Source organism: Spirillospora sp. CA-128828 (assembly GCF_050945415.1).
Lineage (GTDB): Bacteria > Actinomycetota > Actinomycetes > Streptosporangiales > Streptosporangiaceae > Spirillospora.
In genome coordinates this window covers 8,694,902-8,710,991 of record NZ_CP191986.1, presented here as the reverse complement: position 1 = coordinate 8,710,991, position 16,090 = coordinate 8,694,902, and the positions used below count along the sequence as shown (strand labels likewise).

The following is a 16,090-nucleotide window of genomic DNA, read 5'->3' as shown; positions in this document are numbered from 1 at the left end:
AGAACGGCCTGGGAGGGCATGATCGTTCCAATCCAGGGAGTGTGCCAATGTCAGTCTCGCGCCGTCAGCTCCTGGCAAGGTCCGGTGCGGTGGGAGCGGGGATCGCTTTCACCGGTGCCGTCGAGCAGTTGTTCGCGGGGGCCGCATCCGCCGCGCCGACCGGCGGCCGGGACGGGTACGGGCCGCTCGTGCCCGATCCGGAGGGGCTGCTGGACCTGCCCCGCGGGTTCCGTCACACCGTGCTTTCGCGTGAGGGCGAGCCGCTGCGGTCGGGGGAGGGGGCGGTCCCGAGCCACTGTGACGGCATGGCGGCGTTCCCCGGACGGGGACGGACGTGGCTCGTCCGCAACCACGAGAACCGTCCGGACGCGGAGCACCGGGTGCCGCCGGTCGAGGGCGTCACGTACGACCCGGGCGGCCTCGGCGGCTGCACCGCGCTGGAGGTCGGCGACGGGGGGCGCGTCCACACCGAGCGGGTCGCGATCGCCGGGACGGCCGTCAACTGCGCGGGCGGCCCGACCCCATGGCACACCTGGCTGACCTGCGAGGAGACCGAGGACAAGGCCGGCACCGGGAACTACACCAAGGACCACGGGTTCATCTTCGAGGTCGACCCGTACCGGCAGGGGCGGACGGTCCCCGAGCCGCTCACCGCGATGGGGCGGTTCGCGCACGAGGCGATCGCCGTCGACCCGCGCGACGGGACCGTGTACGAGACCGAGGACGCGTTCGAGAAGCCGTTCGGGCTGTTCTACCGGTTCCTGCCGGAGAAGCCGGAGGGCGGGTTCGGCAGCCTGCGGGCCGGTGGACGGCTTGAGGCGCTGTGCGTCCCGGACGTCCCGGACCTTTCGGTCGTGCAGGAGCCCGGCACCGTATTCGACCGCGTCGAGTGGAAGCGCGTGCCCGACCCGCTGGCGAAGGACACGCCGATCCGGTTCCAGGACTTCGGGTCGGGCGGCATCACGCACGCGCAGAAGCTGGAGGGCTGCTACTGGGGCGGCGACCGCGTCTACTTCGTGTCGAGCTTCGCGAAGACGGCGGACGGGTCGCGGGCCGGCCACTTCGGGCAGGTGTGGTCGTACGAGCCGCGCCGCCGCCGGCTCACGCTCGTGATCGTGTTCGGCCCGGACACCGACGTCCAGAAGCCCGGCGAGTCGCCCGACAACATCTGCCTGGCGCCGCAGGGTGGGCTGATGGTGTGCGAGGACGGGAACGGCGCCCAGCACGTGTTCGGCGTGTCCCGCCGCCGCACGGTGTACCCGATGGCCCGCAACCGGCAGAACATCGGCACCGACAGCGAGCCCGCATGGGGCGAGTTCGCCGGCGTCACGTTCGCCCCGGACAAGCGGACGATGTTCGTCAACGTCTACGAACCAGGCACCACCTTCGCCGTCACCGGCCCCTGGGGCCACTGACGCGCGGGCCGCCGGGCCCGGAAGAGGAGAGAGATCAGATTCGACGCAGCCTTACGCGCTGGACGGCGTGTTCGCGGTCCTTGTGGAGGACGAGGGTGGCGCGGGCGCGGGTGGGCAGGATGTTGGAGACGAGGTTGATCTCGTTGACGTCCCGCCACACACGCTGCGCGAACGCGGCGGTCTCGTCCTCGTCCAGTTCGTGCGCGTACTTGTGGAAGTAGGAGCGCGGGTCGGTGAACGCGGTGCGGCGCAGCGCGAAGAGCCGGTCGACGTACCACTGCCGGATGTCCTCGACCCGCGCATCCACATAGATGGAGAAGTCGAAGAAGTCGGACACGCCGAGGGTGCCGGGCGGCGGCGCCTGCAGCACGTTCAGGCCCTCGACGATCAGGATGTCGGGGCGCCGGACGGTCTGCGCCGCGTCCGGGACGATGTCGTACTCCAGGTGCGAGTAGACCGGGATCGACGCCTCCTCCGCGCCCGCCTTGATCGCGGAGACGAACCGGACGAGGGCGCGCCGGTCGTAGGACTCCGGGAACCCCTTCCGGTCCATGATGCCGCGCTCGGACAGAACGGCGTTCGGGTGGAGGAAGCTGTCGGTCGTGACCAGTTCCACACTCGGATGCTCGGGCCAGCGGGCGAGCAGGGTCCGCAGCAGCCGGGACGTCGTGGACTTTCCGACCGCGACGCTGCCCGCCACGCCGATGATGAACGGGGTGGGCCGCACCTCGCCGCCGAGGAAGCCGCTGACGGTGTCGCGGAGCCGCCCGTCCGACTGGAAGAACAGGGTGAGCAGCCGGGACAGCGGCAGGTACACCTCCTCGACCTCGGTGATGTCGATCGGGTCCCGCAGGCCGCGCAGGGCGTCCAGCTCACCCGGCGTCAGCGGCAGCGGGGTGTTCTCGCGCAGGCCGCGCCAGGCGTCACGGGAGAGTTCCACGTAAGGGCTCGGCACGCTGTCCCATCCGCTCGTCATGGCTGAACATTAACCGGGCTGATCAGCCGGTCACCGGGTTTTCACCGCTCGTACACGCTAGCGCCGCCCGCTACGCCGCCTGCAGGTAGGCCGCGCGCAGGACACCGAATAGAGTTGCCGCCATGTGCGGAATCGTGGGGTACGTAGGCGGGCGGCCGGCGCTCGACGTCGTCGTCGATGGGCTGGCACGGCTGGAGTACCGCGGCTACGACTCGGCCGGGGTGGCCGTGGTGGCCGACGGGAAACTGGCGACGGCCAAGCGCGCGGGCAAGCTCGTGAACCTGCGCGGCGCCCTGGCGGAGGAGCCCCCGCCCGCCGGGACGGTCGGCATGGGGCACACCCGGTGGGCGACGCACGGCGCGCCGAACGACCGGAACGCGCACCCGCACGTCGACTGCAGCGGCTCCGTCGCGGTGATCCACAACGGGATCATCGAGAACTTCGCCGAGCTGCGGGCCGAGCTGGCGGAGGCCGGGCACGGGCTCGCCTCCGACACCGACACCGAGGCCGTCGCGCACCTGCTGGAGGACGAGCTGAAGGGCGGCGGCGACCTCGCGGACGCGATGCGCCGCGTCTGCCGCCGGCTGGAGGGCGCGTTCACGCTGGTCGCCGTGCACACCGGCACCCCGGACCTCGTCGTCGGGGCGCGCCGCAACTCGCCGCTGGTCGTCGGCGTCGGGGACGGCGAGAACTTCCTCGCCAGCGACGTCGCCGCGTTCATCGCGCACACCCGGGACGCGATCGAGCTGGGCCAGGACCAGATCGTCGAGCTGCGCGCCGGCGGGGTCGCGGTCACCGACTTCGACGGCCGTCCCGCCGAGGTGAAGGAGTACCACGTCGACTGGGACGTGTCGGCCGCGGAGAAGGGCGGCTACGACTACTTCATGCTCAAGGAGATCGCCGAGCAGCCGCGCGCCGTCGCCGACACCCTGCTCGGCCGGATCGGCACCGACGGCCGGCTGCACCTGGACGAGATGCGCATCCCCGACCAGGAGCTCCGCGAGGTCGACAAGATCATCATCGTGGCGTGCGGCACCTCCTACCACGCCGGCCTGATCGCCAAATACGCGATCGAGCACTGGGCCGGGCTCCCCTGCGAGGTCGAGCTGGCCAGCGAGTTCCGCTACCGCGACCCGATCCTGTCTCCGGCGACGCTGGTCATCGCGATCTCCCAGTCGGGCGAGACGATGGACGCGCTGATGGCCGTCCGGCACGCCCGGGAGCAGAAGGCCAAGCTGCTCGGCATCTGCAACGTCAACGGCTCCACGCTGCCGCGCGAGTGCGACGGCGTCCTCTACACGCACGCCGGGCCGGAGATCGCGGTCGCGTCCACGAAGGCGTTCCTCACCCAGCTCGTCGCCGTCTACCTCATCGCCCTCTACATCGCGCAGGTGCGCGGCACCAAGTGGGGGGACGAGGTGTTCGCCATGGTGCAGCTCCTTGAGCGGATGCCGGAGAAGGTGGAGAAGGTCCTGGAGACCATGGAGCCGGTCCGCGAGCTGGCCCGGTCGCTCGCCGGCGAGCGGTGCGTGCTCTTCCTCGGCCGCCACGTGGGCTTCCCGGTCGCGCTGGAGGGCGCGCTGAAGCTCAAGGAGCTCGCGTACATGCACGCCGAGGGCTTCGCCGCCGGCGAGCTGAAGCACGGCCCGATCGCGCTGATCGAGAAGGACCTGCCGGTCGTGGTCGTCGTGCCGCCGCGGGCGCGGGACGTCCTGCACGACAAGATCGTGTCGAACATCCAGGAGATCCGGGCCCGGGGCGCCCGGACGATCGTGATCGCCGAGGAGGGCGACGCGTCGGTCGAGCCGTACGCGGACACGCTGATCAGCGTCCCGGCCGTCCCGACGCTGCTGCAGCCGCTGGTCACGACGGTCCCGCTGCAGGTGTTCGCGTGCGAGCTGGCCACCGCGAAGGGCCACGACGTCGACCAGCCGCGCAACCTCGCCAAGTCCGTCACCGTCGAATAGCCGTCGTTTCCGGAACCGCCGGCCGGCGGTCCGCGTCTCACCGAGATCGAGATCGGACCGGTCTCCGGGAGGTGACGGGTGGCGGGAGACGGCGGCCTGGGCATCGAGGCGCGCGGGGTGACGCGGCGCTTCGGCCCGGTGCAGGCGCTGCGCGGCCTCGACATCACCGTCCCGTACGGGCAGGTCACGGCGCTCGTCGGGGCCAACGGCGCGGGCAAGACGACGCTGCTGCTGATCCTCGCCACGCTGCTCGCCCCCGACTCCGGCATGGTGCGGATCGCCGGGCATGACGCGCTGACCCGTCCCGCCGAGGCCCGCGACGCGCTCGGCTGGATGCCGGACACGTTCGGGGTCTACGACCAGCTCACCGTGGACGAGTACCTGGCGTTCTTCGCCGACGCCTACGGGCTGCCGAAGCAGGAGCGCCCGCGCCGGCTCAGGGCGCTGCTCAGCCTCGTCCACCTGGAGGACCATCTCGGGCAGCCCGTCCACGCCCTGTCCCGCGGGCAGAAGCAGCGGCTCGGGATGGCGCGCGCCCTCGTGCACCGGCCGCGCGTCCTGCTGCTGGACGAGCCCGCGTCCGGACTCGACCCGCGCTCCCGCATCGAGCTGCGTGACCTGCTGCGCTCCCTGGCCGCGGACGGGGTGGCCGTCCTCGTGTCCAGCCACATCCTCAGCGAGCTTGAGGAGATCGCCGACCGGGTCGTCCTGGTCGACCACGGCCGGACGGCCGGCGACCACGCGATGTCGGAGATCGCGGGCGCCACGGCGCGCGTCCCGTGGCGGATCCGCTCCCTCGACCCGGAACTGCTGGCCGCGGCGCTCGCCCGGCTGACCGAGGACCTGCCGTGGGTGCGGGTGGCCGACCTGCCCGGAGGCACCGAGGTCGGCCCGCTCACCGAGGCCGAGGCCGCCGGGCTGCTGGCCGGACTCGTCGCCGCGGACGTGCCCGTCACCGGCCTCGCCCCCGCGGGCAGCGCCCTGGAGGCGGCCTACCTGGCGATGACCGAGAACCGGAGATGACCGAGACCGGAGACGACCGATACCGGAGGTGACCGGCCATGACCGCGCGCGGGATCGGCCTGGTGGCAAGGCAGGAGATCAGGACCCGGCTGCGGACCGGCCGCTGGAAGGTGCTGCTCGGCGCCTGGTTCCTGATCGTCAACGGGCTCGGCCTGCTGTTCCGGCTCGCGCTGGAGGCCGGCGAGACCTCGTCCTACGGCGAACCCGGGATCCCGATGTTCGGCGGTGTGCTCCTCGGGGTGCTGGTGCTGATCCTGCTCGTCACGCCCGCGCTCAGCGGCCAGTCGATCAACGGTGACCGGGAGCGGGGGACGCTCGCCACGCTGCAGGTCACCCGGCTCACCCCGGGCGAGATCGCGCTCGGCAAGCTCGCCGCCGCGTGGGGGACGGGCCTGGTCGCCCTGCTCCTCACGTTGCCGAGCCTGCTCCTGCCGGTCGTCGAGGGCGCCATCGGCGTGGGGCGGGCGCTGGTCGTCCTCGTCGTGACCGCCCTGCTCATGGGCGTGGTCTGCGCCGTCTCGCAGGCCTGGTCGGCGCTGCTGGCCCGCAGCGTCACCTCGATCCTCATGTCGTACCTGACGGTGTTCGCCCTGCTCGCCGGGACGCCGCTGCTGTTCGCCCTGGCGACCCCGATGACGGCCGAGCGCCACGACGACGGGGACGTGTATTACAGCGAGGAGCACACAGAGCGCATCTGGTGGATGCTGGCCCCGAACCCGGTCGTCGTGCTCGCGGACGCGGCGCCGCGCCTGCACGGGAAAAGGATCACCGTCGGCGATCAGGTGATCACGCGTTCTCCCTCGGACGATCCGCTCGGCGAGCTCAGCCGCGGCGTGCGCGACGTCCGTGAGGGCGACGACGGCTTCGAGGACGGCTCGTCGAAGGGGGGCGCCGTCTGGCCGTGGGGCCTGGCCTTCGATCTGGCCCTCGCGGCGGGCGCCGTCGCCATCACGGCCACCCGCCTCCGGACCCCCCTTTACAAGGTCCCGAAGGGCGTCCGCGTGGCATGAAAAAAGCGCGGAGTGGACGCCGCCGACACGAAAATATCCAGCGGGCACTGGAATAACGGACGCCCTCTGCCGTCGAATGCAATTCTCCGTCGTGTTGAAATTCTCAACCAGATGTAACTTGCAGGGTCATTTTCAGGGGTGGTCGAAACGACCGTCCTTGACTCCGTCGGTGAACTCGCGCCATTCGCCGGGCTGGAACGACAGGATCGTCGCCGGGTCCTCGGTGGCCCGCACGGATATGGCGTCGCGGCCGAGCCGTGCCACCTCTACGCAGCCGTTGCTCGCGCATCGGGTGCTCTTTCTCCATCGGGCGGGCGGTGTCCCACGGAAACTCATTACGGCTCCCTGCATCGAAAGTTGCATCGGGCCCGCGGCGGCGCTGCCGGTGCTCAATGCACACGGTAACAAGATCATGAAAAACGCCTGATCACGTCCGGGCAGGGCGGTACCCGTGTGACAGGCGTGTCGAGGTAGGTCCAGAGTTTCAGGTGAGGGGGCGACGAGCCGGGTCAGCGGTGGACCCGGCCCGCGCTGCGTGGCCCCCGCGCCGCCCTCGCCGAGGCCGGCGGACGGGGCTCAGCGGTGCGTCACCGCCGTCTCATCGGCCCAGATCGAATTCGCCCTTCTTGGCTCGTCCGAGGAAGTCCAGCCATTCTCCCTGGGAGAAGGACAGGACCGGGCTCTGCGTACCGTGCTTGGCGTCCCGCGCCCCGATGAAAGGGGACGAACCGGCCAGTGCGGCGATTTCGACGCACGTGTTGCTCGCCCCGCAGTGGGCGCTTCTCCTCCATTGCGGAGCAGGAGTGGCGAAAGGGGACACTCGGTGCCTTTCACAAGGATTGAGCCCCTTAGCGGACCGTCACCATGTGTCCTTGGCCTCGGCGATGCGACGCCGCGATTCCGTGGCGTCCAGCGCCTGGCCGGCCAGGCTTGAATAGGCGAGCCTGTACATATAGGTAACAGCCTCATCCGCGAAGTGGCTGATTGTCAGGGATTCGGTGTGCACGATATCAGGAAATACGATGTCATGCACCGGTGAGAATTCCAGGAGGATAAACGATTCGGCCAACACCGAGTGTGCGATGTCCAAGGGCAGGATCTGCACGGTCACGTTCGGCCGCTCGGTCATCTGACACAGATGTTCGAGCTGCTCGCGCATGACCTTCCGGTCGCCGATCCGGCGCTGCAGAACCGCCTCGTCGATAACCGCCGACAGTTCCAGTGGATCGGCTTCGTCCAGCAGTTCGCGGCGCCGCATTCGCACGTCCAGCCGACGTTCCAGTTCCTGTGGAGGCAGGGTCGCCAGGTCGCTCCAGCCGCCGATCACATTCCGTGCGTAGTTCTCCGTCTGCAGCAGCCCCGGAAAGACGGTGCTGCCCCATTCCCTGGCCGCGGTGGCCTCGGACTCCAGTGCGATGAAGTCCGCGAGCGGGCTCGGCAGGTCGCGGTAGTCCTCCCACCATCCCCGCTGGGCGGCGTCGTGCGCCAGGGAGATCAGGTCCTCGTGCCGCGTGCCGTCGATCTCGTACAGGTCGAGCAGCCGCCGCACGTCGCCGATCTTCGCGCCGGTCCGCGCGTTCTCGATCCGGCTGACCTTGGCGGTGGACCAGGTGAGCCGTTCGGCGACCTCGTCTCCGGTGAGACCCATGCGTTCGCGCAGTCTCCGGAGTTCGGCGGCCAGCCGCCGCTGGCGGACGGAGGGACCACGGGAAGTGCTCATTGCTCGGGCCTCTCCAGTCCCGACGGACTGATCTGGGCGCATTCTGCCGCACCGGGGGGCCGCGGCGCGAATACATCGGACCGGATGAGGAAGATTCTACGGCTGAAGATTCTTTTGCGCACATGACACCGAAAGTTGCAGCGCAAGGTACGAATGGCATGGGGTCGCCGGGACGCGAGGTTGCGGAGCGCTTCCTCGTGGCACCCTAAGTGTGTGATCGACACGGGGAGCCGCGGATGAGGTACGCGCACGAGGTCGGCAAGGTCCGGGCCGCGGAGCGGGCCCTCATGGACCGGCTCCCGGACGGCGCCCTGATGCAGCGCGCCGCCGCCGGGCTGGCGTCGGTCTGCGCACGCGTCCTGCCCGCCGTGTACGGGTCCCGCGTCGTCCTGCTCGTCGGCGGCGGGGACAACGGCGGCGACGCGCTCTACGCCGGAGCCCGGCTCGCCCGGCGCGGCGCCCGCGTCCAGGTCGTCCAGGCCGGGTCCAAGATCCACTCGGCCGGGCTGGCGGACCTGCGCGCCGCCGGCGGCCGGCTCCTCGGCGGCGACGAGGAGGCCGCGATCGCCGGCGCCGACCTGATCATCGACGGGCTGACCGGCATCGGCGGGACGGGCGGCCTCCGCGAACCCCACGCCCGGTACGCCGCGCTGGCCTCCGAGTCCCCCGGGCTGGTCGTGGCCTGCGACGTCCCGAGCGGTGTGGACGCGAGCACCGGACGCGTCGAGGGTGCCGCCGTCCACGCCGACGTCACCGTCACGTTCGGCACGCACAAGCCCGGCCTCCTCATCGACCCGGGCGCCTCCTGCTGCGGCGTGGTCGAACTGGTCGACATCGGGCTCGGGCCGCACCTGCCCGACCCGGACGTCGTCGCGGCCCGCCCGGCGGACGTCCAGCCCCCCGACCCCGGCCCCGAGTCCGACAAGTACCGCCGCGGCGTCGTCGGCATCCTCGCCGGCGGGGACGAGTTCACCGGCGCGGCCGTCCTCAGCACCGGCGGCGCCGTACACGGCGGCGCCGGAATGGTCCGGTTCGCATCGGTGGCCCGCCCGGTCGAGCTGGTCCGGCAGCGCTGGCCCGAGGTCGTCACCACGGTCATCGAGCCCGGCCGCCACGACGGCAAGGTCCTGGAACGTGTCGGACGCGTCCAGTCCTGGGTCGCCGGCCCCGGCCTCGGCACCGGCGACGCCGCCGAATCGCTCCTGGAGGCCGTCCTCACCACCGACCTGCCGGTCCTGGTGGACGCCGACGGTCTCACGGTCCTGTCCCGCCGCCGCGACCTGCTGCGCCGCGCCGCGCCGACCGTCCTCACCCCGCACGCGGGCGAGCTGTCCCGCCTCATCGCCGCCGCCCGCGAGGACATCGAGGCCGCGCGTCTCGACCACGTCCGCCAAGCAGCCGCCGAACTCTCCGCGACCGTCCTCCTCAAGGGCTCCACGACCCTCGTCGCCGAAGAGGACCGCCCCGTCCGCGTCAACCCGACCGGCACCCCCCGGCTGGCCACCGCAGGCACAGGTGACGTCCTGTCCGGCCTGATCGGCGCCTTCCTCGCCGGAGGCATGCCCGCCATGGACGCGGCCGCCGCCGGCGCCTACCTGCACGGCCTCGCCGCCCGCCTCGCCTCCGCCCCCACCCCGGGCCCAGAGTCCCCTGTCAGCGCCACCGACGTGATCGAGTCCCTCCCCGCCGCCTTCAGAACCCTGTCCACCCAGGGGTAGCGACCCCTGGGCTGACACTGAACCTGGGGGCGGGCAATTGCGTCTTATCGGACGAGGAGCGCTGGGGGAGCGCTCATTGGGCGGGGCATCCTGGCCGTGAGCTGGGCGATGGTGCTCCGGGCATGGCCGTGGGGGCGGCACACTTGTTGGTCATGAGGGTTCCTGCGGAGGCACGGGTCGAGCTCGGCGCCATCGGCCACAACATCGGAGTGCTGCGCGAGCACGCGCGGGGTGCCGAGGTGATGGCCATGGTGAAGGCCGAGGCGTACGGGCACGGGCTGGTGGAGGCGGCACGGGCCGCGCTCGACGGCGGCGCGTCCTGGCTGGGCGTCGCGAAGCTCGCGGAGGCGCTGCGGCTGCGGGACGCGGGCCTCACCGTCCGGACGCTGGTCTGCGTGGGCGTTCCCGGCGAGCCGTACCACGAGGCCGTCGCGCGGGACGTCGACCTGACCGTGGGGGCGGTCTGGCTGCTGGACGAGGTGGTGCGGGCCGCGGAGCAGGCGGGACGTCCGGCGCGGGTTCATCTCAAGGCCGACACGGGGATGTCGCGCGGCGGTGCGCGGGGCGACGACTGGGACGCGCTCGTCGCCGCGGCACTGAAGGCGGAGGCGTCGGGGTACGTGCGGGTGGCGGGGGTCATGTCGCACTTCGCCTGCGCGGACGAGCCGGGGCATCCGTCGATCGCGGCGCAGGTCGGCGCGTTCACCGAGATGACGGCGCACGCGGAGAAGGCGGGGGCGCGGTTCGAGGTGCGGCACCTCGCGAACTCGGCGGCCGCCCTGACGCTGCCCGAGGCGCGGTTCGACCTCGTGCGGCCCGGGATCGCCACCTACGGGCTGACGCCGGTGCCGTCGCTCGGGACGTTCGGGCTGCGTCCCGCGATGACGCTCGTGGCGGACGCGGCGCTGGTCAAGCGGGTTCCGGCGGGCAGCGGAGTGTCGTACGGTCACACCTACCACACCGAGCGGGAGACGACCCTGGCCGTGGTGCCCGCGGGATACGGCGACGGGATCCCCAGGCACGGGTCCAACGTCCTGGAGGTCCTCGCGGCCGGACGTCGCAGGACGATCGCCGGGCGGGTCTGCATGGACCAGTTCGTCATCGACCTCGGCGACGACCCGCTCTCGGCGGGAGACGAGATCATTCTCTTCGGCCCGGGCGACCGGGGCGAGCCGACCGCGCAGGAGTGGGCGGACGCACTGGGAACGATCTCCTATGAGATCGTCACCCGCATCGGGTCCCGGGTACCGAGGGCGTACCCGGGAGGGGCGCTGTAGGGGGCGCGTGCATGGACAGCAAGAGCAAGCGCAGGATCGGCATCGCCGGCGCCGTCGCGGGCGTGGGTGCGGCGGGAGTAGGCGCGGCCGTCGGGCTGCGGCACTTCGCCGTCGGCCGGGTGCGGCTGCGGCCCGACCCGGACGCCGGAGAGCCGTTCGGCGAGCTGCGCGGCCGGGAGACGACCGTCCTGGCGGACGACGGCGTCCCGCTGCACGTCGAGGTGGACGGCCCCGAGGACGCCGACCTCACCGTGGTCTTCTGCCACGGGTACACCCTCAACCAGGACGCGTGGCACTACCAGCGCCGTGACCTGCAGGGTTCGCTGCGGATGGTGTTCTGGGACCAGCGCAGCCACGGCCGCTCGGGACGCAGCGGGCCCGCGCACGCGACGATCGAGCAGACCGGCGACGACCTGCGCGCGGTGCTGGACGCGACCGTCCGCCCGGGGTGCCCTGTCGTCCTCGTGGGGCACTCCATGGGCGGGATGTCGATCATGGCGCTGGCGGACCGGCATCGCGAGCTGTTCGGCGCGCGGGTCATCGGCGTCGCGCTGGTGAACACGTCCTGCGGCGACATGGCGGAGATGACGCTGGGGCTTCCGCTGGTGCTGGCGAAGGCCGTCCGGCCGCTCGCCCCCCGGACGCTGCGCGGCCTCGGCCGCCGCGCCGACCTGGTCGAGAAGGCCCGCGGGCTGGGCGCCGACCTGGCGTTCGTCGTCACCCGGAAGATGGCGTTCGCCGACAAGTACGTGAGCCCGTCCGTGGTGGACTTCCTGGAGCAGATGATCAGGGCGACGCCGATCGACGTGATCGCGGAGTTCTATCCGGCGCTGATCGGCCACGACAAGACCGGCTGCCTGGACGTCCTCGGCGAGGTGCCCACGCTGGTGCTGGCCGGCGGGCGGGACCGGCTGACCCCGGCAGAGCACGCCCGGCGCATCGCGGCGGCACTGCCGGACGCGGAGCTGGTAGAGGTGGAGGAGGCCGGGCATGTGCTGCCGCTGGAGTACCCGGGCGTGGTGACCGGCGGCCTGCGCAGGCTGATCGACCGGGTCCGTCCGGAGTACGAAGAGGAGCGCACCGCGTGAACGCCGTCACCGTCACCGTCCCGACCGCGGAGGACATGCGAGAGCTGGGCGTGCGCCTGGCCGGCCTGCTCGGCGCGGGCGACCTGCTCGTGCTGACGGGGCATCTCGGCGCGGGCAAGACGACGCTCACGCAGGGCATCGGCGAGGGGCTGAAGGTGCGCGGCCCGATCACCTCGCCGACGTTCGTCATCGCGCGGGTGCATCCGTCCCTTGCGGGCGGGCCGTCGCTGGTGCATGTCGACGCATATCGGCTGGGCGGATTCGCGGAGCTGGACGACCTTGATCTCGACGCGTCCGTCGCGGAATCGGTAACGATCGTGGAATGGGGAGAAGGGCTCGCGGAGGGCCTTGCCGAGGACCGGCTGGAAATGATCATTTCGCGCGGGGACGGCCCCGGCGAGGAACGCGAAGTAAGGATCGTCGGGGTCGGTCGTCGCTGGTCCGACCTGGAACTCGGCGCCGGATGACAGGGCTTCGGTAACTTCTTCGTTTTTTGCCAGTCGGGATGGACCACTTTACGGCTTCATGTCGTACTCTTTGCCGGAACGAACCACACCTTCGCGACATATCGATTTCCTCGGGAGTGGGAACCGGTGAGTGGTAGCCATCGCAGCGGTAGTCACCGCGACGGTTACCGCGGTCCGGGCGGTGGCCAGGGAACAAGCGGCGGTTACCGGCCGGACGGCGGTGGATACGGCGCGGCCGGCGACGAGCACGAGCGGTACTCGTCCGGCCGATCGGGTAGTGGCCCCTACCAGAGGGAGACCGGCCCTTACGAGACCGGCAGTGGCGGTTACCGCACGGAGAGTGGCGGTTACCGTACCGAGAGCGGCGGATACCGGAGCGGCAGCGGCGGCTACCGCACCGGCAGCCACCGGATCGTGCAGGAACGCCGTGCCGGCCGGCGCTGGGCCGTCCTCCTGGGCGGCGCCGTCGCGGGCATCGGCGTCTGCGTGCTCGCCGCGTTCGTCATCCTGAGCGGCGTCGGCGCGAGCGGAGACAAGGGCACCGGCCAGGTCGTCGGCAGCGGTGCCACCGAGGACTCGCCGACGTCCAAGGGCGAGCGCACCGCCGTCCCCGACTCGTGCACGATCGTCGGCGCGGACCTGATCGGCAGGCTGGCGCCGGACTCCGAGCGCAACGAGGCCGACAACTACCAGGGCGACGACCAGCAGAACCAGTGCGTCTGGGGTGCCTACGCGGGCGACCGCAAGCGGCAGCTCACCCTTGAGCTCCGCGCGATCGCGGGCGGGGCCGACCAGTCGCCCACGGCCGCCGCCCGCAAGACGCTCGCGTCGGAGCAGGCCGCGGACGAGTCCGGCAAGGCGCTGCTGGCCGGCCAGGAGCTCAAGGACAAGATCCGCCTCACCGGCGTCGGGGACGAGGGCTACATCGTCTACAGCGTCGATGACAAGCAGGGCTCCGGTGAGGCCGTCGGCAACGTCCGGCTGGGCAACGTCCTCGTCACCATCCACTACTCGGGCTCCGACAAGGGCGACCCGCTGAAGTCCAAGGACGCCACGGGCGGCGCCACCGAGGTCGCCAAGGCCGTGGTGGCGGCGTTGAACCAGGGCTGAGCCATCCCGGGCCCATGACCGGTAGGCTTACAACCCGTGCTGGTCTTGGCTTTCGACACCGCGACCGCCGCGATCACCGTGGCGCTGTACGAGTGGACTCCGGGGGAGAGCGCCGTGCCCCGCGGCCTGGCCGAGGCGGTCGACAGGCGACGGCACACCGAGCTGCTCACCCCGTCCATCGCGAGGGTGATGGCGGAGGCCGGAGCCGCCCCCGACGACCTCAGCGCGATCGCGGTCGGCGTCGGACCGGGTCCCTACACGGGGCTCCGCGTCGGCCTGGTCACGGCACGCGCGATGGGGGAGGCGCTCAGCGTCCCGGTGCACGGTGTCTGCACCCTGGACGTCATCGCGTGGGCCACCGGCAGGGACGAGCCGTTCGCCGTCGCCACGGACGCCCGTCGCAAGGAGGTCTACTGGGCGCGGTACGACTCGGCCCGCGCGCGCGCCACCGAGCCCGCCGTGGGCCCGGCCTCGGACGTCCTGGCAGGCGCGCCCCATGGCCTGCCCGTCGTCGGTGAAGGCGCCGCCCTCTACCACGACGTCCTCGGCGGTTCCGAGTTCGAGCCGCTGCTGCCCACCGCCGGCGCCCTGGCCGAACTGGTCATCGCGCGGCTGGCGGGCCTGAAGGGGCCGGACCTGCTGCCCCCGGAGCCCCTCTACCTGCGCCGCCCGGACGCGAAGGAGCCGGGCCCGCGCAAGAAGGTGACGCCGGCGTGAGCGACGTGGTCCTGCGGCCTATGACGAACGCCGACCTGCCGGTGATCCACCGGCTGGACCGGCTGCTGTTCCCCGACAACGCCTGGAGCGAGGAGATGCTCGCCGGGGAGCTCGCCGACCAGCCCCGCACCCGGCACTACGTCGTCGCGGAGACGTCCGGCGGCGAGATCGTCGGCTACGCGGGGCTCGCCGCGGCGGGCGGGCAGGCCGACGTGCAGACCATCGGGGTGCGCGCGGACCGGCGCAAGGGCGGTATCGGCGCCGCGCTGCTGACCGCCCTGCTGGACGAGGCCGTCCGCCGGAACAGTGAGGCGGTGTTCCTGGAGGTACGCGCCGACAACGACGCCGCGCACCGTCTCTACGAGCGGTTCGGCTTCGACCGGGTCGGCATCCGCAAGCGCTACTACCAGCCTTCGAACGTGGACGCGATCGTCATGTGCCGCAAGCTCCGCGACCGTCCGCCCGTGGGCTTCACCAGACCGGAGGGCACGGACGGGGAGAAGAGGAGACTCACGTGATTCGGGACGAGCCGCTGGTGCTCGGCATCGAGACGTCCTGCGACGAGACCGGGGTCGGGATCGTGCGGGGGCACACGCTGCTGGCGGACGCGATCGCCTCCAGCGTGGACCAGCACGCCCGGTTCGGCGGCGTCGTGCCGGAGGTCGCGTCCCGCGCGCACCTGGAGGCGATGGCGCCGACCGTGGAGCGCGCGCTGGCGGACGCCGGCCTGAGGTTCACCGACGTGGACGCGTTCGCGGTGACCGCCGGCCCCGGCCTGCCGGGGGCGCTGATGGTCGGCGTCGCCGCCGCGAAGGCGTACGCGCTGTCGCTGGGCAAGCCGCTGTACGGCGTCAACCACCTGGCCGCGCACGTGTGCGTCGACCAGCTCGAACACGGCCCGCTGCCGAAGCCGTGCGTGGCGATGCTGGTGTCGGGCGGCCACTCGTCACTGCTGCTGGTGCCGGACGTGGCGGACGACGTCCGGTCCCTCGGCAGCACCGTGGACGACGCGGCGGGCGAGGCGTTCGACAAGGTCGCGCGCGTCCTCGACCTCGGCTTCCCGGGCGGCCCGGTCATCGACCGCATGGCCCGCGACGGCGACCCGGCCGCGATCGCGTTCCCGCGCGGCAAGTACAACGACGGCACCTACGACTTCTCGTTCTCCGGCCTGAAGACGGCCGTGGCCCGCTGGGTGGAGGCGAAGGAGCGCGCGGGCGAGCCGGTCCCGGTCGCGGACGTGGCGGCGTCGTTCCAGGAGGCCGTCGTGGACGTCCTCACCCAGAAGGCGCTGAAGGTTTGCAAGGACAACGGCGTCCGCGACCTGCTGATCGGCGGCGGCGTGGCGGCCAACTCGCGGCTGCGCGCCCTGGCAGCGGAACGCTGCGAGGCGGCGGGCGTGCGGCTGCGCGTCCCGCGCCCGAAGCTGTGCACCGACAACGGCGCCATGGTCGCCGCCCTGGGCTCCGAACTGGTCGCGTCCGGCATAGCCCCCTCCGACCTGGAGTTGCCCGCAGACTCCAGCCTCCCCATAGAGGCCATAACCCTCTGATCAGCGAGGCTCACCCGCACGCACGGGTTGGGCGGCCGGAGGGCGCTCTGGCG

General features: G+C 71.8%; 16 protein-coding genes. 12 read left to right on the top strand and 4 right to left on the bottom strand.

What is annotated here, in order from left to right; translation table 11 throughout:
* Window positions 1–89: 89 nt before the first annotated feature.
* On the top strand, window positions 90–1,415 hold the full coding sequence (locus ACQPXG_RS41730; protein ID WP_433464670.1) for an alkaline phosphatase PhoX: 1,326 nt from the start codon (window positions 90–92) through the stop codon (window positions 1,413–1,415).
* A 34-nt stretch (window positions 1,416–1,449) separates the two neighbouring features.
* On the opposite strand, the gene coaA is transcribed toward ACQPXG_RS41730, so the two are convergent.
* On the bottom strand, window positions 1,450–2,391 hold the full coding sequence (gene coaA, locus ACQPXG_RS41725; protein WP_433464669.1) for a type I pantothenate kinase: 942 nt from the start codon (window positions 2,389–2,391) through the stop codon (window positions 1,450–1,452).
* A 122-nt stretch (window positions 2,392–2,513) separates the two neighbouring features.
* Between coaA and glmS the strand changes: the two genes are divergently transcribed.
* The 3 genes from glmS to ACQPXG_RS41710 all read left to right on the top strand — a co-directional run bounded on the left by glmS (window position 2,514) and on the right by ACQPXG_RS41710 (window position 6,391).
* Window positions 2,514–4,358 carry a glutamine--fructose-6-phosphate transaminase (isomerizing) gene (gene glmS, locus ACQPXG_RS41720; protein WP_433464668.1) on the top strand — a complete coding sequence of 615 codons (1,845 nt, stop codon included), beginning with the start codon at window positions 2,514–2,516 and terminating at the stop codon, window positions 4,356–4,358.
* A gap of 78 nt (window positions 4,359–4,436) precedes the next feature.
* A complete protein-coding gene (locus ACQPXG_RS41715; RefSeq protein WP_433464667.1) occupies window positions 4,437–5,381 on the top strand; it encodes an ABC transporter ATP-binding protein in 945 nt (314 codons plus the stop codon).
* 38 nt (window positions 5,382–5,419) lie between these two features.
* The gene (locus ACQPXG_RS41710; RefSeq protein ID WP_433464666.1) at window positions 5,420–6,391 is read left to right on the top strand and encodes an ABC transporter permease; all 972 of its coding nucleotides are present in this window, start codon (window positions 5,420–5,422) and stop codon (window positions 6,389–6,391) included.
* Window positions 6,392–6,523: 132 nt separating this feature from the next.
* Here the strand turns inward: ACQPXG_RS41710 and ACQPXG_RS41705 are convergent, their stop codons facing one another.
* The 3 genes from ACQPXG_RS41705 to ACQPXG_RS41695 all read right to left on the bottom strand — a co-directional run bounded on the left by ACQPXG_RS41705 (window position 6,524) and on the right by ACQPXG_RS41695 (window position 8,111).
* Window positions 6,524–6,727 (bottom strand): DUF397 domain-containing protein, encoded by a 204-nt coding sequence (locus ACQPXG_RS41705; RefSeq protein WP_433464665.1) that lies wholly within the window; start codon window positions 6,725–6,727, stop codon window positions 6,524–6,526.
* A 262-nt stretch (window positions 6,728–6,989) separates the two neighbouring features.
* Window positions 6,990–7,211: a DUF397 domain-containing protein gene (locus ACQPXG_RS41700; RefSeq protein WP_433464664.1), complete on the bottom strand. Its 222-nt coding sequence runs from the start codon at window positions 7,209–7,211 to the stop codon at window positions 6,990–6,992.
* 39 nt (window positions 7,212–7,250) lie between these two features.
* Window positions 7,251–8,111, bottom strand: coding sequence for a helix-turn-helix domain-containing protein (locus ACQPXG_RS41695; protein ID WP_433464663.1), 861 nt, complete (start codon window positions 8,109–8,111; stop codon window positions 7,251–7,253).
* 236 nt (window positions 8,112–8,347) lie between these two features.
* Here ACQPXG_RS41695 and ACQPXG_RS41690 point away from each other — a divergent pair, with 236 nt between their 5' ends.
* From ACQPXG_RS41690 to tsaD, 8 genes are all read left to right on the top strand, one after another.
* Window positions 8,348–9,829 (top strand): NAD(P)H-hydrate dehydratase, encoded by a 1,482-nt coding sequence (locus tag ACQPXG_RS41690; protein WP_433464662.1) that lies wholly within the window; start codon window positions 8,348–8,350, stop codon window positions 9,827–9,829.
* Window positions 9,830–9,981: 152 nt separating this feature from the next.
* A complete protein-coding gene (gene alr, locus ACQPXG_RS41685) occupies window positions 9,982–11,106 on the top strand; it encodes an alanine racemase (RefSeq protein ID WP_433464661.1) in 1,125 nt (374 codons plus the stop codon).
* 11 nt (window positions 11,107–11,117) lie between these two features.
* On the top strand, window positions 11,118–12,194 hold the full coding sequence (locus tag ACQPXG_RS41680; RefSeq protein ID WP_433464660.1) for an alpha/beta fold hydrolase: 1,077 nt from the start codon (window positions 11,118–11,120) through the stop codon (window positions 12,192–12,194).
* The gene (gene tsaE / locus ACQPXG_RS41675) at window positions 12,191–12,661 is read left to right on the top strand and encodes a tRNA (adenosine(37)-N6)-threonylcarbamoyltransferase complex ATPase subunit type 1 TsaE (protein ID WP_433464659.1); all 471 of its coding nucleotides are present in this window, start codon (window positions 12,191–12,193) and stop codon (window positions 12,659–12,661) included. Before ACQPXG_RS41680 ends, tsaE begins: the two co-directional genes overlap by 4 nt.
* A 126-nt stretch (window positions 12,662–12,787) precedes the next feature.
* Window positions 12,788–13,771, top strand: a complete 984-nt coding sequence (locus ACQPXG_RS41670; RefSeq protein WP_433464658.1) for a hypothetical protein — start codon at window positions 12,788–12,790, stop codon at window positions 13,769–13,771.
* Between the two features lie 36 nt (window positions 13,772–13,807).
* On the top strand, window positions 13,808–14,488 hold the full coding sequence (tsaB, locus tag ACQPXG_RS41665; protein ID WP_433464657.1) for a tRNA (adenosine(37)-N6)-threonylcarbamoyltransferase complex dimerization subunit type 1 TsaB: 681 nt from the start codon (window positions 13,808–13,810) through the stop codon (window positions 14,486–14,488).
* A 5-nt stretch (window positions 14,489–14,493) separates the two neighbouring features.
* On the top strand, window positions 14,494–15,006 hold the full coding sequence (rimI, locus tag ACQPXG_RS41660; protein WP_433470147.1) for a ribosomal protein S18-alanine N-acetyltransferase: 513 nt from the start codon (window positions 14,494–14,496) through the stop codon (window positions 15,004–15,006).
* Window positions 15,003–16,037, top strand: coding sequence for a tRNA (adenosine(37)-N6)-threonylcarbamoyltransferase complex transferase subunit TsaD (gene tsaD, locus ACQPXG_RS41655; RefSeq protein ID WP_433464656.1), 1,035 nt, complete (start codon window positions 15,003–15,005; stop codon window positions 16,035–16,037). The genes rimI and tsaD overlap by 4 nt, the downstream gene beginning before the upstream one ends.
* Window positions 16,038–16,090 lie beyond the last annotated feature (53 nt).